13 protein-coding genes are annotated in these 15,456 nt (G+C 65.1%); 5 read left to right on the top strand and 8 right to left on the bottom strand.

Annotation, left to right across the window (positions count from 1 at the left end; all coding sequences use genetic code 11):
* Positions 1–30: 30 nt before the first annotated feature.
* From E5673_RS00415 to E5673_RS00405, 3 genes are all read right to left on the bottom strand, one after another.
* A complete protein-coding gene (locus E5673_RS00415; protein ID WP_136188513.1) occupies positions 31–1,473 on the bottom strand; it encodes a DEAD/DEAH box helicase in 1,443 nt (480 codons plus the stop codon).
* Positions 1,474–1,699: 226 nt separating this feature from the next.
* Positions 1,700–2,434 (bottom strand): Crp/Fnr family transcriptional regulator, encoded by a 735-nt coding sequence (locus tag E5673_RS00410; RefSeq protein ID WP_247599497.1) that lies wholly within the window; start codon positions 2,432–2,434, stop codon positions 1,700–1,702.
* 177 nt (positions 2,435–2,611) lie between these two features.
* Positions 2,612–2,842, bottom strand: a complete 231-nt coding sequence (locus tag E5673_RS00405; protein WP_136188512.1) for a hypothetical protein — start codon at positions 2,840–2,842, stop codon at positions 2,612–2,614.
* Between the two features lie 151 nt (positions 2,843–2,993).
* Here E5673_RS00405 and E5673_RS00400 point away from each other — a divergent pair, with 151 nt between their 5' ends.
* The 5 genes from E5673_RS00400 to E5673_RS00380 all read left to right on the top strand — a co-directional run bounded on the left by E5673_RS00400 (position 2,994) and on the right by E5673_RS00380 (position 8,098).
* Entirely contained in the window at positions 2,994–4,013 is a 1,020-nt protein-coding gene (locus tag E5673_RS00400; RefSeq protein WP_136188511.1) for a fumarylacetoacetate hydrolase family protein, read from the top strand.
* 139 nt (positions 4,014–4,152) lie between these two features.
* Positions 4,153–5,442 carry a thiamine pyrophosphate-dependent enzyme gene (locus E5673_RS00395; RefSeq protein ID WP_056490339.1) on the top strand — a complete coding sequence of 430 codons (1,290 nt, stop codon included), beginning with the start codon at positions 4,153–4,155 and terminating at the stop codon, positions 5,440–5,442.
* Between the two features lie 56 nt (positions 5,443–5,498).
* Positions 5,499–6,506 (top strand): alpha-ketoacid dehydrogenase subunit beta, encoded by a 1,008-nt coding sequence (locus E5673_RS00390; RefSeq protein WP_056053047.1) that lies wholly within the window; start codon positions 5,499–5,501, stop codon positions 6,504–6,506.
* Positions 6,506–7,870 (top strand): dihydrolipoamide acetyltransferase family protein, encoded by a 1,365-nt coding sequence (locus tag E5673_RS00385; protein WP_136188510.1) that lies wholly within the window; start codon positions 6,506–6,508, stop codon positions 7,868–7,870. Before E5673_RS00390 ends, E5673_RS00385 begins: the two co-directional genes overlap by 1 nt.
* A 6-nt stretch (positions 7,871–7,876) precedes the next feature.
* Entirely contained in the window at positions 7,877–8,098 is a 222-nt protein-coding gene (locus E5673_RS00380; protein WP_136188509.1) for a polymer-forming cytoskeletal protein, read from the top strand.
* Between the two features lie 7 nt (positions 8,099–8,105).
* Here the strand turns inward: E5673_RS00380 and E5673_RS00375 are convergent, their stop codons facing one another.
* The 5 genes from E5673_RS00375 to E5673_RS00355 form a co-directional block, all read right to left on the bottom strand.
* Positions 8,106–8,732, bottom strand: coding sequence for a hypothetical protein (locus tag E5673_RS00375; protein WP_136188508.1), 627 nt, complete (start codon positions 8,730–8,732; stop codon positions 8,106–8,108).
* 25 nt (positions 8,733–8,757) lie between these two features.
* A complete protein-coding gene (locus E5673_RS00370; protein WP_210731781.1) occupies positions 8,758–9,534 on the bottom strand; it encodes an SDR family oxidoreductase in 777 nt (258 codons plus the stop codon).
* A 145-nt stretch (positions 9,535–9,679) separates the two neighbouring features.
* Positions 9,680–10,876 (bottom strand): acetyl-CoA C-acyltransferase, encoded by a 1,197-nt coding sequence (locus E5673_RS00365; protein WP_136188506.1) that lies wholly within the window; start codon positions 10,874–10,876, stop codon positions 9,680–9,682.
* A gap of 65 nt (positions 10,877–10,941) precedes the next feature.
* On the bottom strand, positions 10,942–12,390 hold the full coding sequence (locus E5673_RS00360; protein WP_136188505.1) for a glucoamylase family protein: 1,449 nt from the start codon (positions 12,388–12,390) through the stop codon (positions 10,942–10,944).
* Positions 12,391–12,465: 75 nt separating this feature from the next.
* Positions 12,466–15,411, bottom strand: coding sequence for a carboxypeptidase regulatory-like domain-containing protein (locus E5673_RS00355; protein ID WP_247599496.1), 2,946 nt, complete (start codon positions 15,409–15,411; stop codon positions 12,466–12,468).
* Between the last annotated feature and the right edge of the window lie 45 nt (positions 15,412–15,456).

The following is a 15,456-nucleotide window of genomic DNA, read 5'->3' as shown; positions in this document are numbered from 1 at the left end:
TAGCAAACCCGCGAGGCGAACGAATGCTCCTTAGCGTGCCGAGCTCGGGCCCGCGCCGCGGCTCGGACCACGGCCACCGCCGCCAGCCGGACGGCCACCGCCACCCTGACCGCCGGGACGACCACCGCCCTGCGGACGACCGCCGCCGCCGCCCTGACCGCCGCCACCCTGGCCACCACGGCTAGCACCCGCATAGTTGCGCCCGGTCGTCCCGGTCGTCCCGGTCGCCCGCGGCGAATGCGTCGCACGCGGCCGTGCCGGATCGCGCGGACGGTCGATGCGGACCTCGGGATCGGCACCCATCGTCTTCACGCGCGTCTGCTTGATCTGGTTCGACAGGTTCACGAAATCGTCCGGCAGCGACCGGACCTGCACCTTCTGGCGGGTGATCCGCTCGATGTCGCGCAGGTACGCCTTCTCGTCATCCGCGCAGAACGCGACGGCAATGCCGCTGGCGCCCGCACGCGCGGTACGGCCGATGCGGTGGACATACTGCTCGGCGACGTTCGGCAGCTCGAAGTTGATCACGTGGCTGACGCCCGAGACGTCGATGCCGCGTGCGGCGATGTCGGTCGCGATCAGGACCTTGACCTTGCCCTGCTTGAACTCGCCGAGTGCGCGCTCACGCTGGCCCTGGCTTTTGTTGCCGTGGATCGCGTTCGACGCGATGCCGTTGCCCGCGAGCAGCTTCACGACGCGGTCGGCGCCATGCTTGGTGCGCGTGAACACGAGCGCGCGGTCGATCGCCGGATCGGCCAGCGTGATCGTCAGCAGCGCCTGCTTCTCCGACTGGTTGCAGAAGGTGACATACTGGTCGACGCGCTCGGCAGTCGTCGCGGCCGGCTTCACCGACACTGTCTTCGGGTCGAGCAGAAACTGGCTGGCCAGTTCGCGGATCGCGACCGGCATGGTCGCCGAGAAGAACAGCGTCTGGCGCTTCTTCGGCAGCATGCGGACGATCTTCTTCAGCGCGTGGATGAAGCCGAGATCCATCATCTGGTCGGCCTCGTCGAGCACGAGGATCTCGATCATCGACAGGTTGCAGAAGCCCTGTTCGATCAGGTCGATCAGGCGGCCCGGCGTGGCGACGAGGATGTCGACGCCGCGGCTCAGGTCCTGGCGGTTCTTGTTGATGCTGGTGCCGCCGAACACGGTGGTCACCGACATCTTGCTGAACTGGCCGTAGGCGCGGGCGCTGTCGGCGATCTGGCTGGCGAGTTCGCGCGTCGGCGCGAGCACCAGCATGCGGCAATGCGTCGGCAGGACGCGCTTCTGGGTTTCGGTCAGGCGCTGGATCGACGGCAGCACGAACGCCGCGGTCTTGCCGGTGCCGGTCTGCGCGATGCCGAGCAGATCGCCGCCTTCGAGCAGGATCGGGATCGACTGGGCCTGGATCGGCGTCGGCTCGGTATAGCCCTTGGCTTCGAGCGCACGGACGAGCGGCTCGGCAAGGCCGAGGTTTGCAAATGACATGAATAGTCTCTCAAATAGATGCCGGGCTCGCGAATCCACACAAGGACGCGCGAGGGGCGGTGGTGTTTTGACACCCCGCGTGAAAAGGGAAGCCCGTTGGAAACGACCGAGGCGGAGCTAAGACCGGCTAGGGTCCAATCACGCTGCATTACGCCTCGATAGCGGCCATCTGGCGTATCACGGTCGAAAGGTCAACCTTCGGCCCCTTTTTGCACCCATGGCGGGGTCAGCGGCGGATCTGGCCGAGGTGCAGATAGCGCTCGTTGAACTCGGCGGCATCGCGCAGGCGGGGCCAGTCGATCACGCTCACCTGGCGCTTCTTGCGCGCGATCAGGCCGTCGGTCTCGAGCGATTTCAGCACGCGATTGACGTGTACGGGGGTGAGCCCAAGCGCATCGCCCAACTGCTCCTGCGTCATCGGCAACTCATACGCCATCGCATCGGCGAGCGTCGATTTCTGGAACCGCACCGAAAATTCACACAGCAGATGCGCCAGCCGGCTCCGCGCATTGCGCCGTCCGACATTCAACAGCCACTCGCGGTGGATCGACGACTCGACCAGCGCATCGATCCACAAGGCCTGGCCCGCCGCCGGGCACGCCTCGATGAAAAGGCGCAATGCCGCGATCGGCACTTCGGCCAGCGTCAGTCGCGTCAGGGCCTGGATGTCATGATCGGATTCATCGAGGAACAGGTTCTGCAGATCGACGAACTCGCCGGGCATCAGGATCGACACGATCTCGCGTTCGCCGTTGGGCGTCAGCTTCTGTCGATAGGCTAGGCCGTCCAGAATGAACGCGCAGCGCGTCGGACGCTGGCCCTCGCGCAGCATATAGGTCGACGCATCGATCGTCCGGACCTTGAACGGCAAGGCCGCGATCTGCGCGCGATCGTCCGCACCCATCGCCATCCGCGATTCGAATTTCCGTAACACCTTCTCAGTCACGGTGGAGATATCCACGTGCACTCTCCGCATCCAGTGCAGGAGCACTCGTTTCTCGCTGTCACCCTCTCTGGAATAGCGCGTTGCAACAATACGCACCTTATCCCAGGATTGACCGGGCCGACAAAACCCATGTTATGACATTTATGCGCCCGATTGCCGGGGCCGTGGCGAAAAACGACGCCAGCCGTTCGGCTAGCTCGTTTCGTCGATCGTCACCATGACCGTCAGCAGAACGCTACCCGCCTCGTTCCGTACGGCGACGCTGAACCGAGCGCCGTCGCGTGCGATCCCCGGATGATCGCTGAGATAATCGCCGGCGAAGATCACCGCCTGGACGCGTGCTTCCTCGTCGTCCGCCAGGTTCGTGCCGTCGTCGTCGTTGACGTGTTTATGGTTGTCGATATCGAAGAAGTATCTGGGCATGCTCACCTTCCTCGACCGTTACGCAAGTTCGAACCTATCAGGTCGACATTGGCTCCGCTCTTACCAAAATCAGGTTTGCTGCACGCTGGATGCTCGACTTGAACTCCGTCACGGGCGTAGGATGCGTACAAACATATAGAGGATCCGCCCCATGAAACTGGCCAGCCTGAAGCATCCCGACACCACCCGTGGACGAGACGGCAAGCTCGTGGTCGTCTCCAACGACCTCGCCTGGTACGCCGATGCGAGCCACATTGCGCCGACGTTGCAGGCCGCGCTCGACGACTGGGACCGGCTTTCGATCGACCTCAAGAACCTGTCGACCGATCTCGAGCACGAGATGATCCCGATGCGCCGCTTCCACGAGCATGATGCCGAGTCGCCGCTGCCACGGGCGTATCAATGGGCGGATGGCTCGGCATACGTGAATCATGTTGCGCTCGTACGACAGGCGCGAGCCGCGGAAATGCCCGACAGTTTCTGGCACGATCCGCTGATGTACCAGGGTGGCTCGGACGGGTTCCTCGGGCCCCGCGATCCGATTCCGCTCGCCGACGAGTCCTGGGGTTGTGACATGGAGGGCGAAGTCGTCGTCGTTACCGGCGACGTCCCGCTCGGCGCGAGTCGCGACGAGGCGCTGGCGGCGATCCTGCTGGTCGGGCTGACCAACGACGTCTCCTTGCGCAACCTGATCCCCGGCGAACTCGGCAAGGGCTTCGGCTTCTTCCAGTCGAAGCCGGCCAGCGCGTTCTCGCCCGTCTTCGTCACGCCCGATTCGCTCGGCGACTGGTGGAAGGACGGCAAGCTGCACCGCAAGCTGATGGTCGACCTCAACGGCCAGCCGCTCGGTCGCGCCGAGGCCGGGGAGGACATGACGTTCGATTTCGGCACGCTCGTCGCGCACGCCGCCAAGACCCGGAAGCTCGGCGCAGGGACGATCGTCGGCTCGGGCACCGTCTCGAACCGCGGCCCCGATGGCGGTCCGGGCAAGTCGGTGGCCGAGGGCGGCGTCGGCTATTCCTGTCTCGCCGAAGTGCGGACGATCGAGACGATCCAGGGCGGCAAGCCCGTCACGCCGTTCCTCAAGCAGGGCGACGTCGTCCGCATCTGGGCTGAGGACGACAAGCGCCATCCGATCTTCGGGGTCATCGAGCAGACCGTCGGCGGCTGATTCCAACACAGGGGGAGAAAAAATCCGCGCGGCACATCGTGAATGCGCAACTCCCCCTCGCAATCTGCGTTGAAATTTAATAACAAGCCTCGGTAAGAGTGTTCCGCGGTCACAGCGGCCTCATGGAGATGGAATGACGATGGCAAGCGAGCATCCGCGCGCCAATTTGCAGCCCCTTACGCTGCATATCCCCGAGCCGAAGTTCCGCCCCGGCGACGCGGTGGACTTCGCCGAAGTCGACGTGCCGCCCGCCGGCGAGGCGCGCCGTCCCGACACCGCGGACAAGGCGTCCGACTTCATCGATCTTGCCTACACGCTGGTCCGCGTACTCGACGACGATGGCAACGCGGTTGGCCCCTGGGACCCCAAGCTTTCGCCCGACGTGATGCGCCGCATGTTGCGCAGCATGGCGCTGCTCCGCGCGTTCGACGAGCGCATGTTCCGCGCGCAGCGTCAGGGCAAGACCAGCTTCTACATGAAGGCACTAGGCGAGGAAGCGGTCGCAGTCGCGGCGGCCTACGCGCTCGATTACGAGGACATGTGCTTCCCCTCGTACCGCCAGCAGGGGCTGCTGATCGCACGGGGCTGGAGCCTCGTCGACATGATGAACCAGATCTATTCGAACACGGCGGACCGGCTCGGCGGCAAGCAGTTGCCGATCATGTATTCGGTCAAGGAAGCCGGGTTCTTCTCGATCTCGGGCAACCTCACGACGCAATATCCGCAGGCTGTCGGCTGGGCGATGGCGTCCGCCGCCAAGGGCGACACGCGGATCGCCGCGACCTGGTGCGGCGAAGGCTCGACCGCGGAAGGCGACTTCCACTCCGCCTGCACCTTTGCCGCGGTCTACCGCGCGCCGGTGATCTTCAACGTCGTCAACAACCAGTGGGCGATCTCGAGCTTCTCCGGGTTCGCCGGTGCCGAGGCGACGACGTTCGCGGCACGCGCAGTTGGCTACGGCATCGCCGGGCTCCGCGTCGACGGCAACGACGCGCTGGCAGTCTATGCCGCGACGGAATGGGCTGCCGAGCGCGCGCGGACCAACCAGGGCCCGACGCTGATCGAGCATTTCACCTACCGCGCGGAAGGCCACTCGACCTCCGACGATCCCGGCCAGTATCGCAGCGAAGGCGAACCCAACGCCTGGCCGCTCGGCGACCCGATCAAGCGCCTCAAAGATCACCTGATCGCGATCGGCGAATGGGACGAGGAGCGCCATGCCGCGCAGGACAAGGAACTCGCCGAGCAGGTCAAGGCCGCGCAGAAGGAAGCCGAGAAGAACGGTATCCTCGGCCACGGCCTGCACCAGCCGCTCGAATCGCTGTTCGACGGCGTGTTCGAGGAACTGCCGTGGCATCTGAAGGAGCAGCGTCAGCAGATGCTCGACGAAGAAACGGCCAGCGGCCGTCCATGGGATCGCAAGGCATGAGCGACATGATCGAGGCATCAGGGTCAGAGGCAACGGACGCCGAGCCCACCACCCGGATGAACATGATCCAGGCGATCAACTCCGCCATGGATATCATGATGGAGCGCGACCCCGACGTGATCGTCATGGGCGAGGACGTCGGCTATTTCGGCGGCGTCTTCCGCGCGACCGCCGGGCTTCAGGCCAAGCACGGCAAGACCCGCGTCTTCGACACCCCGATCACCGAATGCGGCATCATCGGCGTCGCGGTCGGCATGGGCGCCTATGGCCTGCGCCCGGTGCCCGAGATCCAGTTCGCGGACTACATCTACCCCGCGCTCGACCAGCTCGTCTCCGAAGCCGCGCGCCTGCGCTACCGCTCGGCCGGCGAGTTCACCTCGCCGATCACGGTGCGCTCCCCCTTCGGCGGCGGCATCTTCGGCGGCCAGACGCACAGCCAGTCGCCGGAGGGGCTTTTCACCCACATGTCCGGCATCAAGACGGTGATCCCGTCGACGCCCTACGACGCCAAGGGCCTGTTGATCGCCGCGATCGAGGACAACGACCCGACGCTCTTCTTCGAACCCAAGCGCATCTACAACGGCCCGTTCGACGGCTATTGGGATCGCCCGTCGCAGAACTGGTCGAAGCACCCGGCCGGCGAAGTCCCGACCGGCTATTACAAGATCGAACTCGGCAAGGCGAAGATCGTCCGCGCAGGCGAGGCGCTCACCATCCTCGCCTACGGCACGATGGTCCATGTCTGCGCGGCCGTCGTCGCCGAAGCCGGGATCGACGCCGAGATCGTCGATCTGCGCACGCTCGTCCCGCTCGACATCGAGACGATCGAGGCGTCGGTGAAGAAGACCGGTCGCTGCATGATCGTCCACGAGGCGACCCGCACCAGCGGCTTCGGCGCGGAGCTGTCGGCGATCGTCCAGGAACGCTGTTTCTACCATCTCGAGGCGCCGATCGAGCGCGTGACCGGGTTCGACACGCCGTACCCGCACAGCCTCGAATGGGCCTATTTCCCGGGGCCGGTTCGCATCGGCGAAGCCCTGAAAAAGATCATGAAGGACGCATAATGGCTCGCTTCACCTTCAAGCTGCCGGACATCGGCGAAGGCATCTCCGAGGCCGAGATCGTCGCATGGCACGTCGCCATCGGCGACCGCGTCGAGGAGGATTCGCCGATCGCCGACATGATGACCGACAAGGCCACCGTCGAGATGGAATCGCCGGTGACCGGCATCGTCGTCGAACTGGCCGGCGAAGTCGGCGACCAGGTCTCGATCGGCGCCGCGCTGGTGGTGATCGAGACGGATGCAGTGGATGCGGCAGACGAAGTCGTAGCCGCGCCGCTGACCTCGGCGCAGGCCGAAACCGCCGAACAATACGAAGCCGAAAACCCGGGCGTCGAAGAGGTGGTCGAGACAACTCCCTCTCCCCTCCGGGGAGAGGGCCGGGGTGAGGGGCAGCCCCAGGCGGAAACGCCGGCAACTGCCCCAACCCCTCACCCCAGCCCTCTCCCCAACGGGGAGAGGGAGCAGAAGGCGCAAGCCGTTCCTGTGGCTGACACGGAGCAAAAGGCCCACGCGCTAGCATCCCCCGCAGTCCGAGCCCGCGCTCGAGACCTCGGCATCGACCTCGCCTCCGTCAAAACCGACTCCGACCGAGTCCGCCACGCCGACCTAGACGCCTACCTCCGCTACGGCTCCGGCGAAGGCTACCACCCCCCGCACGCATCACGCGCCCGCGAAGACCAGCCCATCAAGGTCATCGGCATGCGTCGCCGCATCGCCGAGAACATGGCCGCGTCGAAGCGCGCGATCCCGCACTTCACCTATGTCGACGAGATCGACGTCACCGCACTCGAAGCGATGCGCGCCGACCTCAACGCCAACCGCGGCGGCCGCCCCAAGCTCACCATGCTGCCGCTGATGATCGTCGCGATCTGCAAGACGATCCCCGACTTCCCGATGCTCAACGCGCGCTACGATGACGAAGCGGGCGTGGTCACGCGCCACGGCGCCATCCACCTCGGCATGGCCGCGCAGACCGACGCCGGGCTCACCGTTCCCGTGATCCGCGACGCACAGGACCGCAACGTCTGGCAGCTCGCCACCGAGATCACGCGCCTCGCCGAAGCCGCCCGCGCCGGCAAGCTCGCCCCCAGCGAGATGGGCGGCGGCACTATCACGGTAACCTCGCTCGGGCCGCTCGGCGGCATCGCCACGACCCCGGTCATCAACCGCCCCGAAGTCGCGATCATCGGCCCCAACAAGATCGTCGAACGCCCCGTCTTCAAGGGCGACGAGGTCGTCCGCGCGAAACTCATGAACCTGTCGATCAGCTGCGACCACCGCGTCGTCGACGGCTGGGACGCTGCGAGCTTCGTCCAGGGCCTCAAGAAGTACCTCGAAACCCCCGTCCTGCTGTTCGCCGACTGAGCGAGCATGAAGGGCATGCACCGCGGCGACCTGACGATCGAGGGTAAATTCGAGGGCATGCTCGACGGCACCGCGATCGTCCCGGCCGGCGCCACCGCCGAGATCGCCGGGATGATCGATGGCACCCTGATCGTCGAACCCGGCGCGACGGTGCTGATCAGTGGCATGGTCGACGGCGAGATCGTCGATCGCGGCGGGCAGATCACCGTAACCGGGATGGTCAGCTGACAATCGCCTAGGGGCAGGGGGCCCCAAGCGTCTGCAGAACGCGTTCGAGAGTTCCACGGGACGGTCCGCTGATCGCTATGCGACCCAACACGATGGGATCATAGGGAACCGGTCGTGCGATCACCGCACCATCCAGACGGATGGCGATCCGCGCATTGATCGACCGGCTGATGACCGTCTCCAACACGGCAGCGGCATCTTGCGTCAGTTGGATGGAGAGCGCGGGAGGATCACCGCTGATCATCGAGTCCAGCACATCTTCGGGACAGACGTGTATCGCTCCGATCCACAGCCCTCCATCTATACCCGGCGTGGCGGATCTGAAAGCAGCGGCGTGGGCATCGAGCGCAACGTCGATCCGGTGCAGCGCCGCACGAACTTCGTTGCGATGGCAGATCCGGTGCGCGATCGTCGTGTCGTCCTCTGCCTCCAAATCGCGAAGTGGTCCCCAGACGCCTTCCGACTCGGATCGTTCCGCGACGTATCGAGTGTTACGCTTGGCAAAGTCCTCCGCACGAAGCGCAGGATGCGTCTCAAGGCACATGTCGACGAACGCGATGTCGACGTCGGCCGCAGCCAACGACGCCGCGATGGCCGGTGGCGGCGTGAGACTGACGGCGTTCGACAGCAGCATCGCAATCGCAACCAATACCATGGGGCTATCCACGGGCTTTTTGAAGCGACCCCGCGATCCGCCGCGCAAGACTCCGCGGCGTAAACCGTATCCCCTCGGCCATCGCGAAGTTCAGCGCACCGGACACCTTCACCGCCCGGTTTGCGGCCAGCGCCGCCAACCCGTCGCGCACGACCGCCGCCGGATCGCTCGCCAGTCGCTCGAACAGCGCGGTATCGCCAAGCCCCGCGACATCGGCGAACTCGGTCCGCGTCGGCCCGGGGCACAGCGCCGCCACACGCACGCCCTTGTCCTTCACCTCCTCGTGCAGCGCTTCGGAAAAGCTCAGCACGAAAGCCTTGCTCGCGTAATAGACCGCCATCCACGGCCCCGGTTGGAACGACGCGACCGAGGCAAGGTTGAGTACCCCGCCAGACCCACGCGCGATCATCTGCGGCAGCACGGCATGCGTGAGCGCCACCAAGGCACGGCAATTCAAGTCGATCATGCCCAGTTGCAGCGCGCCATCAAGCTCTGCGAAATCACCCCGCGCACCGAACCCGGCGTTGTTGACGAGTATGTCGATCGGCAACGCGGCGGCTGCGATGGCAGCAATGAGCGTGTCCGGACCAGTCTGATCCGCAAGGTCGGCAGCAAACACATGCACCGTGACGCCGTGCGCCGCACGCAGTTCGGTCGCCAGCGCCTCCAACCGATCGACCCGACGCGCGGTCAAGATCAGCGCATCGCCTTGAGCAGCAAGCGCCCGCGCAAAGCCTTCGCCCAACCCCGCCGATGCGCCGGTGATCAATGCCGTCGTCATAGCGCGCGTCCCCATCCGAGAAGCCACGAACCTGCGCCGCTGCCGATGTCTGGGCAACAACACCCTCTCCCATCGGGGAGAGGGAAGGGGCCCGCGGCGCCTTCGCCGTGGGAAGGGTGAGGGCACGCCCAGGTCGGCGCCCGCGTCAAACGATCTCGAACAACCCCGCCGCGCCCATGCCCCCCGCGGTGCACATCGACACCACGACATAGCGCACCCCGCGCTTGCGCCCCTCGATCAGCGCATGCCCGACCAGCCGCGACCCCGTCATCCCGAACGGATGCCCGACCGCGATCGCGCCGCCGTTGACGTTGTACTTGTCCGGATCGATCCCGAGGAAATCGCGACAATACAGGCACTGCGACGCGAACGCCTCGTTCAGCTCCCACAGCCCGATGTCGCCCACCGACAACCCCACCCGCTCGAGCAGTTTCGGAATCGCGAAGATCGGCCCGATACCCATTTCCGCCGGACTGCACCCCGCCGCCTGGAACCCGCGATAGATCCCCAGGATATCCTTGCCCTCGGCCTCCGCGGTCTTGCGATCCATCAGCAGTTGCGCCGACGCGCCGTCCGACAATTGGCTGGCATTGCCCGCGGTCACGCTCGATCCCGGCCCGGAGAACTCGCCGCCCGGCCACACCGTCTTCAACCCGCGCAATCCCTCCAGCGTCGTCCCCGCGCGAATACCCTCGTCCTGCGACAAGGTGACGCTCTCGATCCCGGCATGCGCGCCCTGCTTGTCGTACAGCGCCTTCTCGACGGTGATCGGCACGATCTCCTCGGCAAACGCTCCGCTCGTAAGCCCTGCGGCAGCGCGCTGCTGGCTCATCGCGGCATATTCGTCCTGCGCCTCGCGGTTGATGCCGTATTTCTCGGCGACGATCTCGGCCGTCTCGATCATCGGGATATACGCCGCGGGCTCCTTCGCCACGACGCTCGCATTGACGAACCGCGGCGCGTCCTTCGTCACGGTGTAGCTGATCGACTCCATCCCGCCCGCCAGCGCGACATCCGCCTCGTCACACATGATCGTCCGCGCCGCGAGCGCCACTGCGGTCAGCCCCGACCCGCACTTCCGGTCGAGTGTGAACGCCGGTACCGACTCCGGCAGCCCGCCCGCAAAGATCGCCATCCGCCCGGCATTGCCGCCCTGCGTACCCCATTGATTGCCGACGCCCCAGAACACCTCGTCGATCCGCGCCGGATCTACCCCTGCGCGTTCAACGACTGCGTTCATCACGTGCCCCGCCAGCACCGGCGCCTCGGTCGCGTTGAACGCGCCGCGATACGCCTTGCCGATAGCGGTACGGGCAGTCGAGACGATGGCGGCTTCACGCATGCTGGAACCTTTCGAGGATAGGGTATGCACTCGACCTAGGCGTTCCGACGCGATGGCGAAACCCCTTAAGGAGCGCGCGCGAGCCATCCCCCGGTAAATCCGGCACGGTCCAGCCCGCGTCGGATATGCGGGCTCCGCCGCATCGTGTTCCACACCATCCCGGTCCGCCAATTCTCGATCATCGCGACGATCGGCCCCTGGTCGATACCGAGATAGTCGATGTCGACCCAGCCCACGCCGGGCACGATCCGGCCATGCTTCAGCGGTTCGCCCATCTCGGTCAGCGTCGGGTTGAAGGCGTCGAAGAACCCGTATTTGCCGTATATCCCCTTGCCGTAGCGATCGTGCATCGCGGTGATCGTGGGGATGACGAGATCCGGCGCAAACACGATCGATCCCACGGCAGCGGTAGGTGCGAGCGTACCGTCGTCGCGCGCGCCGGGCCCGCGTTCGGAGTAACTGAAGAATTCCCGCGCCCGCCCGCCGATCTTCGCCTTGAAGTCGCCGGGACCGTCGCACGCGGTCAGTCCCCAGATGTCGGGGCCATAGCCCGCGAACCCGCCCGCATTGGCGATCGCATAGTCGCGCTGTGCGATCGTCGCGCGCTTGCTGTTCTCGAAATAATCGATGCCCTTGGTCGCGATGTACGCGTCGCGGATGCCGCGGAAATCGACCCAGACGTGGCTGTACTGGTGCACGAACATCGGCGGATAATGGAGATGATCGCCGCGCCACGACGGCTCGAACTTTTCGGTCAGCGCCCCCCATGTCGATGGCGGCAGCGGATGCGTCGGCGATCCCAGCGCGAGCAGATACATCAGCATCCCCTCGTTGTAGATATTCCAGTCGCTCGGGATGAAGCCGCTTTCGGGATGCCAGCCCATCGACAGGAACGGCGCACGCGGCGTGATCCACGTCCAGTCGACAGCGCCGTAGATCTGGTCGGCCAGCGCGCGGATCCGCTGTTCCTCGGGGTGATCGCCATCGAACCAGCTCTGCGCGAACAGCATCCCGCCCAGCAGCAACGCGGTATCGATCGTCGACAGTTCCGCGCGAGCGAACCGCTGGCCCTTGGTGATGCCGAGAAAGTGGTAGAAGAATCCTTTGTACCCGCTGTTGCCGGTCGGCTCGGGGCCCATCGGTGCGATCGCGAAGAACTCCATCGTCGCCAGAGTCCGCTTGCGCGCCTGTTCCCGCGTGATCCAGCCGTTGACGACGCCGATCGGATAGGCGGTCAACGCGAACCCGACCGCGGCGATCGACGAGAAGGACGGCGTCGGCCAGCGATCGAGCGCCAGCCCGGTGACCGGATCGGTCGTGTCCCAGAAATACAGGAACGCACGCTCCTGCAGATTGTCGATCAGCGGGTTGGCGGACGGCGGCGGTGCAGGCGGCGCCGTGCCTGTAACGCTCTCGATCGCCTTGACCAGCGGCCGCCCGACCGATGTGCATCCCGCGGCAAGTCCACCGAGCGAGATCGCCCCGGTGCCGAGAAACTGCCGTCGATCGAGCATCCGAACTCCTGATCAGGGTACGCCACGACCATGAGGTCAGGCGGGCGACTGGAAGGGTCGCCCGTCCTTAACGCATCAGAACCTGTAACCAACCCTGAACTGGATCCGCCGCGGCAACGTCAGCAGGTTGGTTGGCGCGTTGGTGGTGCGGTCGAACGAATAGGCCTGCCCGACGCCGAGATACCCGGAATAGCCGCCGTAATTCTTGTTGTTGAACGCGTTGAGCAGGTCGACCGCGACGTTGATATTGTGCCTGTTGAACACCTTGATGTTGTTCTGCAGCGTCAAATTGACCTCGCAGAACGCGAAGACGCTGCCCAGGCAGTTCTTCGGCCGGTACAGCGACCGGATCACCTGCTGGTTGACGCTGGTCCCGGCCGACTGGTCCTGCAACTGGAACGCGGTGCCGGTGCCGAGCGTCGTCAATGTCGAGAACTGGAAGCCCAGCGGGAGGTCGGCGATGCCCGACAGGACGATCCGGTGGCGCTCGTCCTGGTCGGCAATCGGCCGCCAGCCATACTGGTCCGGCGTCGGCTTATCGAGGCTGAACAGGTCTCCGCCGTCCTGCTCGGCCTTCGACAGCGTATAGGCGAGATTGAAGCCCCAGCCCGACGCGACGGTATAATCCTTGTCGATCGTCACCAGCAGCGCCTTGTAGCGCGTCCGCAGGCCATCATAACCGATCAGGACGTTGCCGAAGCCATTCGCCCGCGGGATCGTCGTGTCGCAGCACGATCCATCTGCGTTGCGCGTCGCGAACAGGTGCGTGTAGCCGTTCTGGCCGCGAACGTACGAGCCGGTCACCGACGCGCGGAACACGCCGAACTTCTGGCGCACGCCGAAGCTGAACTGATCGGTGGACGGCGCCTTGGCGTTGTTCTTGACCGCGAACAGGTCGGGCAGGCCGGTTTGTGCGGTAGCGCGCAAGGCCAGCAGGCCGTCGCGGGTCAGATATTGCGGATCCCACCGGACGGTCGGGTTCCCGTCGCGCGGCTGCCCATCGCGCGAGAAATTGAAGACGCCGGTCGCGTATTGCAGGCGGAATTGCTCGTCGAGCGTGTTGTTGAACACGTTGCGATCGTAATATTTGCCATAGCCGCCGAAGATCACGGTGCGCTGGTCGTCGTTCACGTCGTAGCTGAAGCCGATACGAGGCTGGAACATGTCCTTGCGGGTCGGGCGATCGCTACCGTCGGTGATGTAGTTCGCGGGGTCGAAATACTCGGTCCTCGGCAGCGCGTTCAACGTCGCGACCGCCGCTGCGGGGGTGCGATATTTGTTGTTGAACAGGTTGCTCTCGTAGTCCCAGCGCAGGCCGATGTTGATCTGTAGCTTGTCGGTGACGTCCCAATCGTCCTGAATGTACGCGCCCAGCTGCGAATTGGAGGCGATGATCCGCGGGTTGCCGACACCAAGCTGCGCCTGCGCCGGGAAGCTGAAATCGAGTCCCTTGGTCGCGTCGTTCTGGAAGAAGTAGCGCGGCTGGACGAAGAAGTTCTTGGTAAAATCGTAATCCTGGAATGCGAACCGCAGGCCGCCCTTGATCGCGTGGTTCTGAAATCCGTTATACGTCAGGTCGTCGCGCAGGACATAGCTCTGCTGGCTGATCCGCTGCGTCGAATCCTTGCCGCCAAAGGTGATGACGCCCTGATATTCGAAGCTTGGATCGTCGGGGTTCAGCGACGACGGATTATACACCGCGTCGAGATAGGTCAGGTTGGCTTCGTTGACGAAGCTGTCGCCGGTGTACGTCCATTTATAGGTATAGGTGTCGGTCTTGTTGATCTTGTTGACCGCCGCCGAATACGCGATGTTGGCGGAGCCGAAATTGGCGCCGAAGCCCGAGACGTCGGTCTCTTGGCGACGGCTGAACGACAGGTCGAACACCTGGGGCTCGTCGGGGGTGAAGGTCAGCTTGCCGAAGTAGAAATCGCCGCGATACGGGCTGACATAAGTGCCTTCATACTGGCCGAACCGGGCGAGGTTTTCCGGTGTGCGCTGGCCGACCGTCACGCTCGATGCACGGTTCTGGTCGTTGCCTTCGTACGCGCCGAAGAAGAACAGCTTGTCCTTGATGATCGGGCCACCCAGCGAGATGCCGTATTGCTTGCGTTCGAACTTCGGCTTGCCGCGATCGGCACGCTGATCGAGGATGTTGGCCGCGGTCAGGCTGCGATCGGTATATTGGCCGAACATCTCGCCGTGGAAGTCGTTGGTGCCCGACTTGGTGATCGCCGTGACGATGGCCGACCCGGCCTGCTCGTATTCCGCCTTGTAGTTCTGCGTCAGCACGCGGAACTCCCCGACCGCGAGCTGGCCGAACGGATTGCCCCGGCTGTCGGTCTGGCCGGCGATCCCGCCGAGCGTCTGGCTCTTCAGGCTGGTACCGTCGATGAACACGTTGACCTGGCTGGCGGGCGAGGCACCGGCGACGATGCCCTTGTTGGTCTCGCTGTCGTTGTAGCGAACGCCAGGGGCCAGCGCGGCGAAGGTCAGGAAGTTGCGATCGCCCTGCGGCAGGATGCGGATCTGGTTCTGGCTGACGTTCGTAGCGACTTCGGACGTCTTCGTCTCGACCAAGCGTCCGGCGGTGACGACGATGTCGCCACCGTCATTGGCAGCACCGCCGGTGGTCGCGTCCGTCTGCGTGGTGGACGCTGGCGCGGGTGCGGCCAGGACGGCGTCGAGCGTCGCCGACTGTCCGACGCCTACCGAGATCCGTTGCACCGAGACGTCGCCGTTCGGTCCGGTGACCGTGATCGTGTAGGGCGCCGGGCGCAGGCCGTTGAGGATATAGCTGCCGTTCGCGCTGCTCGTGGCGCGGAAGGTCTGGTTGGTGCTGGTATTGACCGCCACCACCGTCGCGCCGGCCACCGCCGCGCCCGCCGCATCGCGCACTTGTCCGCGGATCGCGGCAGTCGTCGTCTGCGCGGTCGCGGTGGTCGGCAGGGCGACTGCCGATCCGAGGATCGTCGTCGTCACCAGCGCAGCGCGCAGCGCCGCGACCATCATGGTCTTCATGTCGAATAGTCCCCTGTACTGGACGGGATCGGTGAATGGCTGGGC

It is taken from the genome of Sphingomonas sp. PAMC26645 (genome assembly GCF_004795835.1).
Taxonomy (GTDB): domain Bacteria; phylum Pseudomonadota; class Alphaproteobacteria; order Sphingomonadales; family Sphingomonadaceae; genus Sphingomonas.
The sequence above is the reverse complement of the archived record's forward strand: the minus strand, read 5'-3'. Positions and strand labels throughout refer to the sequence as shown.

What these genes read in the sequence shown, in the direction of transcription:
- E5673_RS00415 (WP_136188513.1), bottom strand. Translation starts at nt 1,473, where the DNA reads ATGTCATTTGCAAACCTCGGCCTTGCCGAGCCGCTCGTCCGTGCGCTC.
- E5673_RS00405 (WP_136188512.1), bottom strand. Translation starts at nt 2,842, where the DNA reads ATGCCCAGATACTTCTTCGATATCGACAACCATAAACACGTCAACGAC.
- E5673_RS00400 (WP_136188511.1), top strand. Translation starts at nt 2,994, where the DNA reads ATGAAACTGGCCAGCCTGAAGCATCCCGACACCACCCGTGGACGAGAC.
- E5673_RS00395 (WP_056490339.1), top strand. Translation starts at nt 4,153, where the DNA reads ATGGCAAGCGAGCATCCGCGCGCCAATTTGCAGCCCCTTACGCTGCAT.
- E5673_RS00390 (WP_056053047.1), top strand. Translation starts at nt 5,499, where the DNA reads ATGAACATGATCCAGGCGATCAACTCCGCCATGGATATCATGATGGAG.
- E5673_RS00385 (WP_136188510.1), top strand. Translation starts at nt 6,506, where the DNA reads ATGGCTCGCTTCACCTTCAAGCTGCCGGACATCGGCGAAGGCATCTCC.
- E5673_RS00380 (WP_136188509.1), top strand. Translation starts at nt 7,877, where the DNA reads ATGAAGGGCATGCACCGCGGCGACCTGACGATCGAGGGTAAATTCGAG.
- E5673_RS00375 (WP_136188508.1), bottom strand. Translation starts at nt 8,732, where the DNA reads ATGCTGCTGTCGAACGCCGTCAGTCTCACGCCGCCACCGGCCATCGCG.
- E5673_RS00370 (WP_210731781.1), bottom strand. Translation starts at nt 9,534, where the DNA reads ATGACGACGGCATTGATCACCGGCGCATCGGCGGGGTTGGGCGAAGGC.
- E5673_RS00365 (WP_136188506.1), bottom strand. Translation starts at nt 10,876, where the DNA reads ATGCGTGAAGCCGCCATCGTCTCGACTGCCCGTACCGCTATCGGCAAG.
- E5673_RS00360 (WP_136188505.1), bottom strand. Translation starts at nt 12,390, where the DNA reads ATGCTCGATCGACGGCAGTTTCTCGGCACCGGGGCGATCTCGCTCGGT.
- E5673_RS00355 (WP_247599496.1), bottom strand. Translation starts at nt 15,411, where the DNA reads ATGAAGACCATGATGGTCGCGGCGCTGCGCGCTGCGCTGGTGACGACG.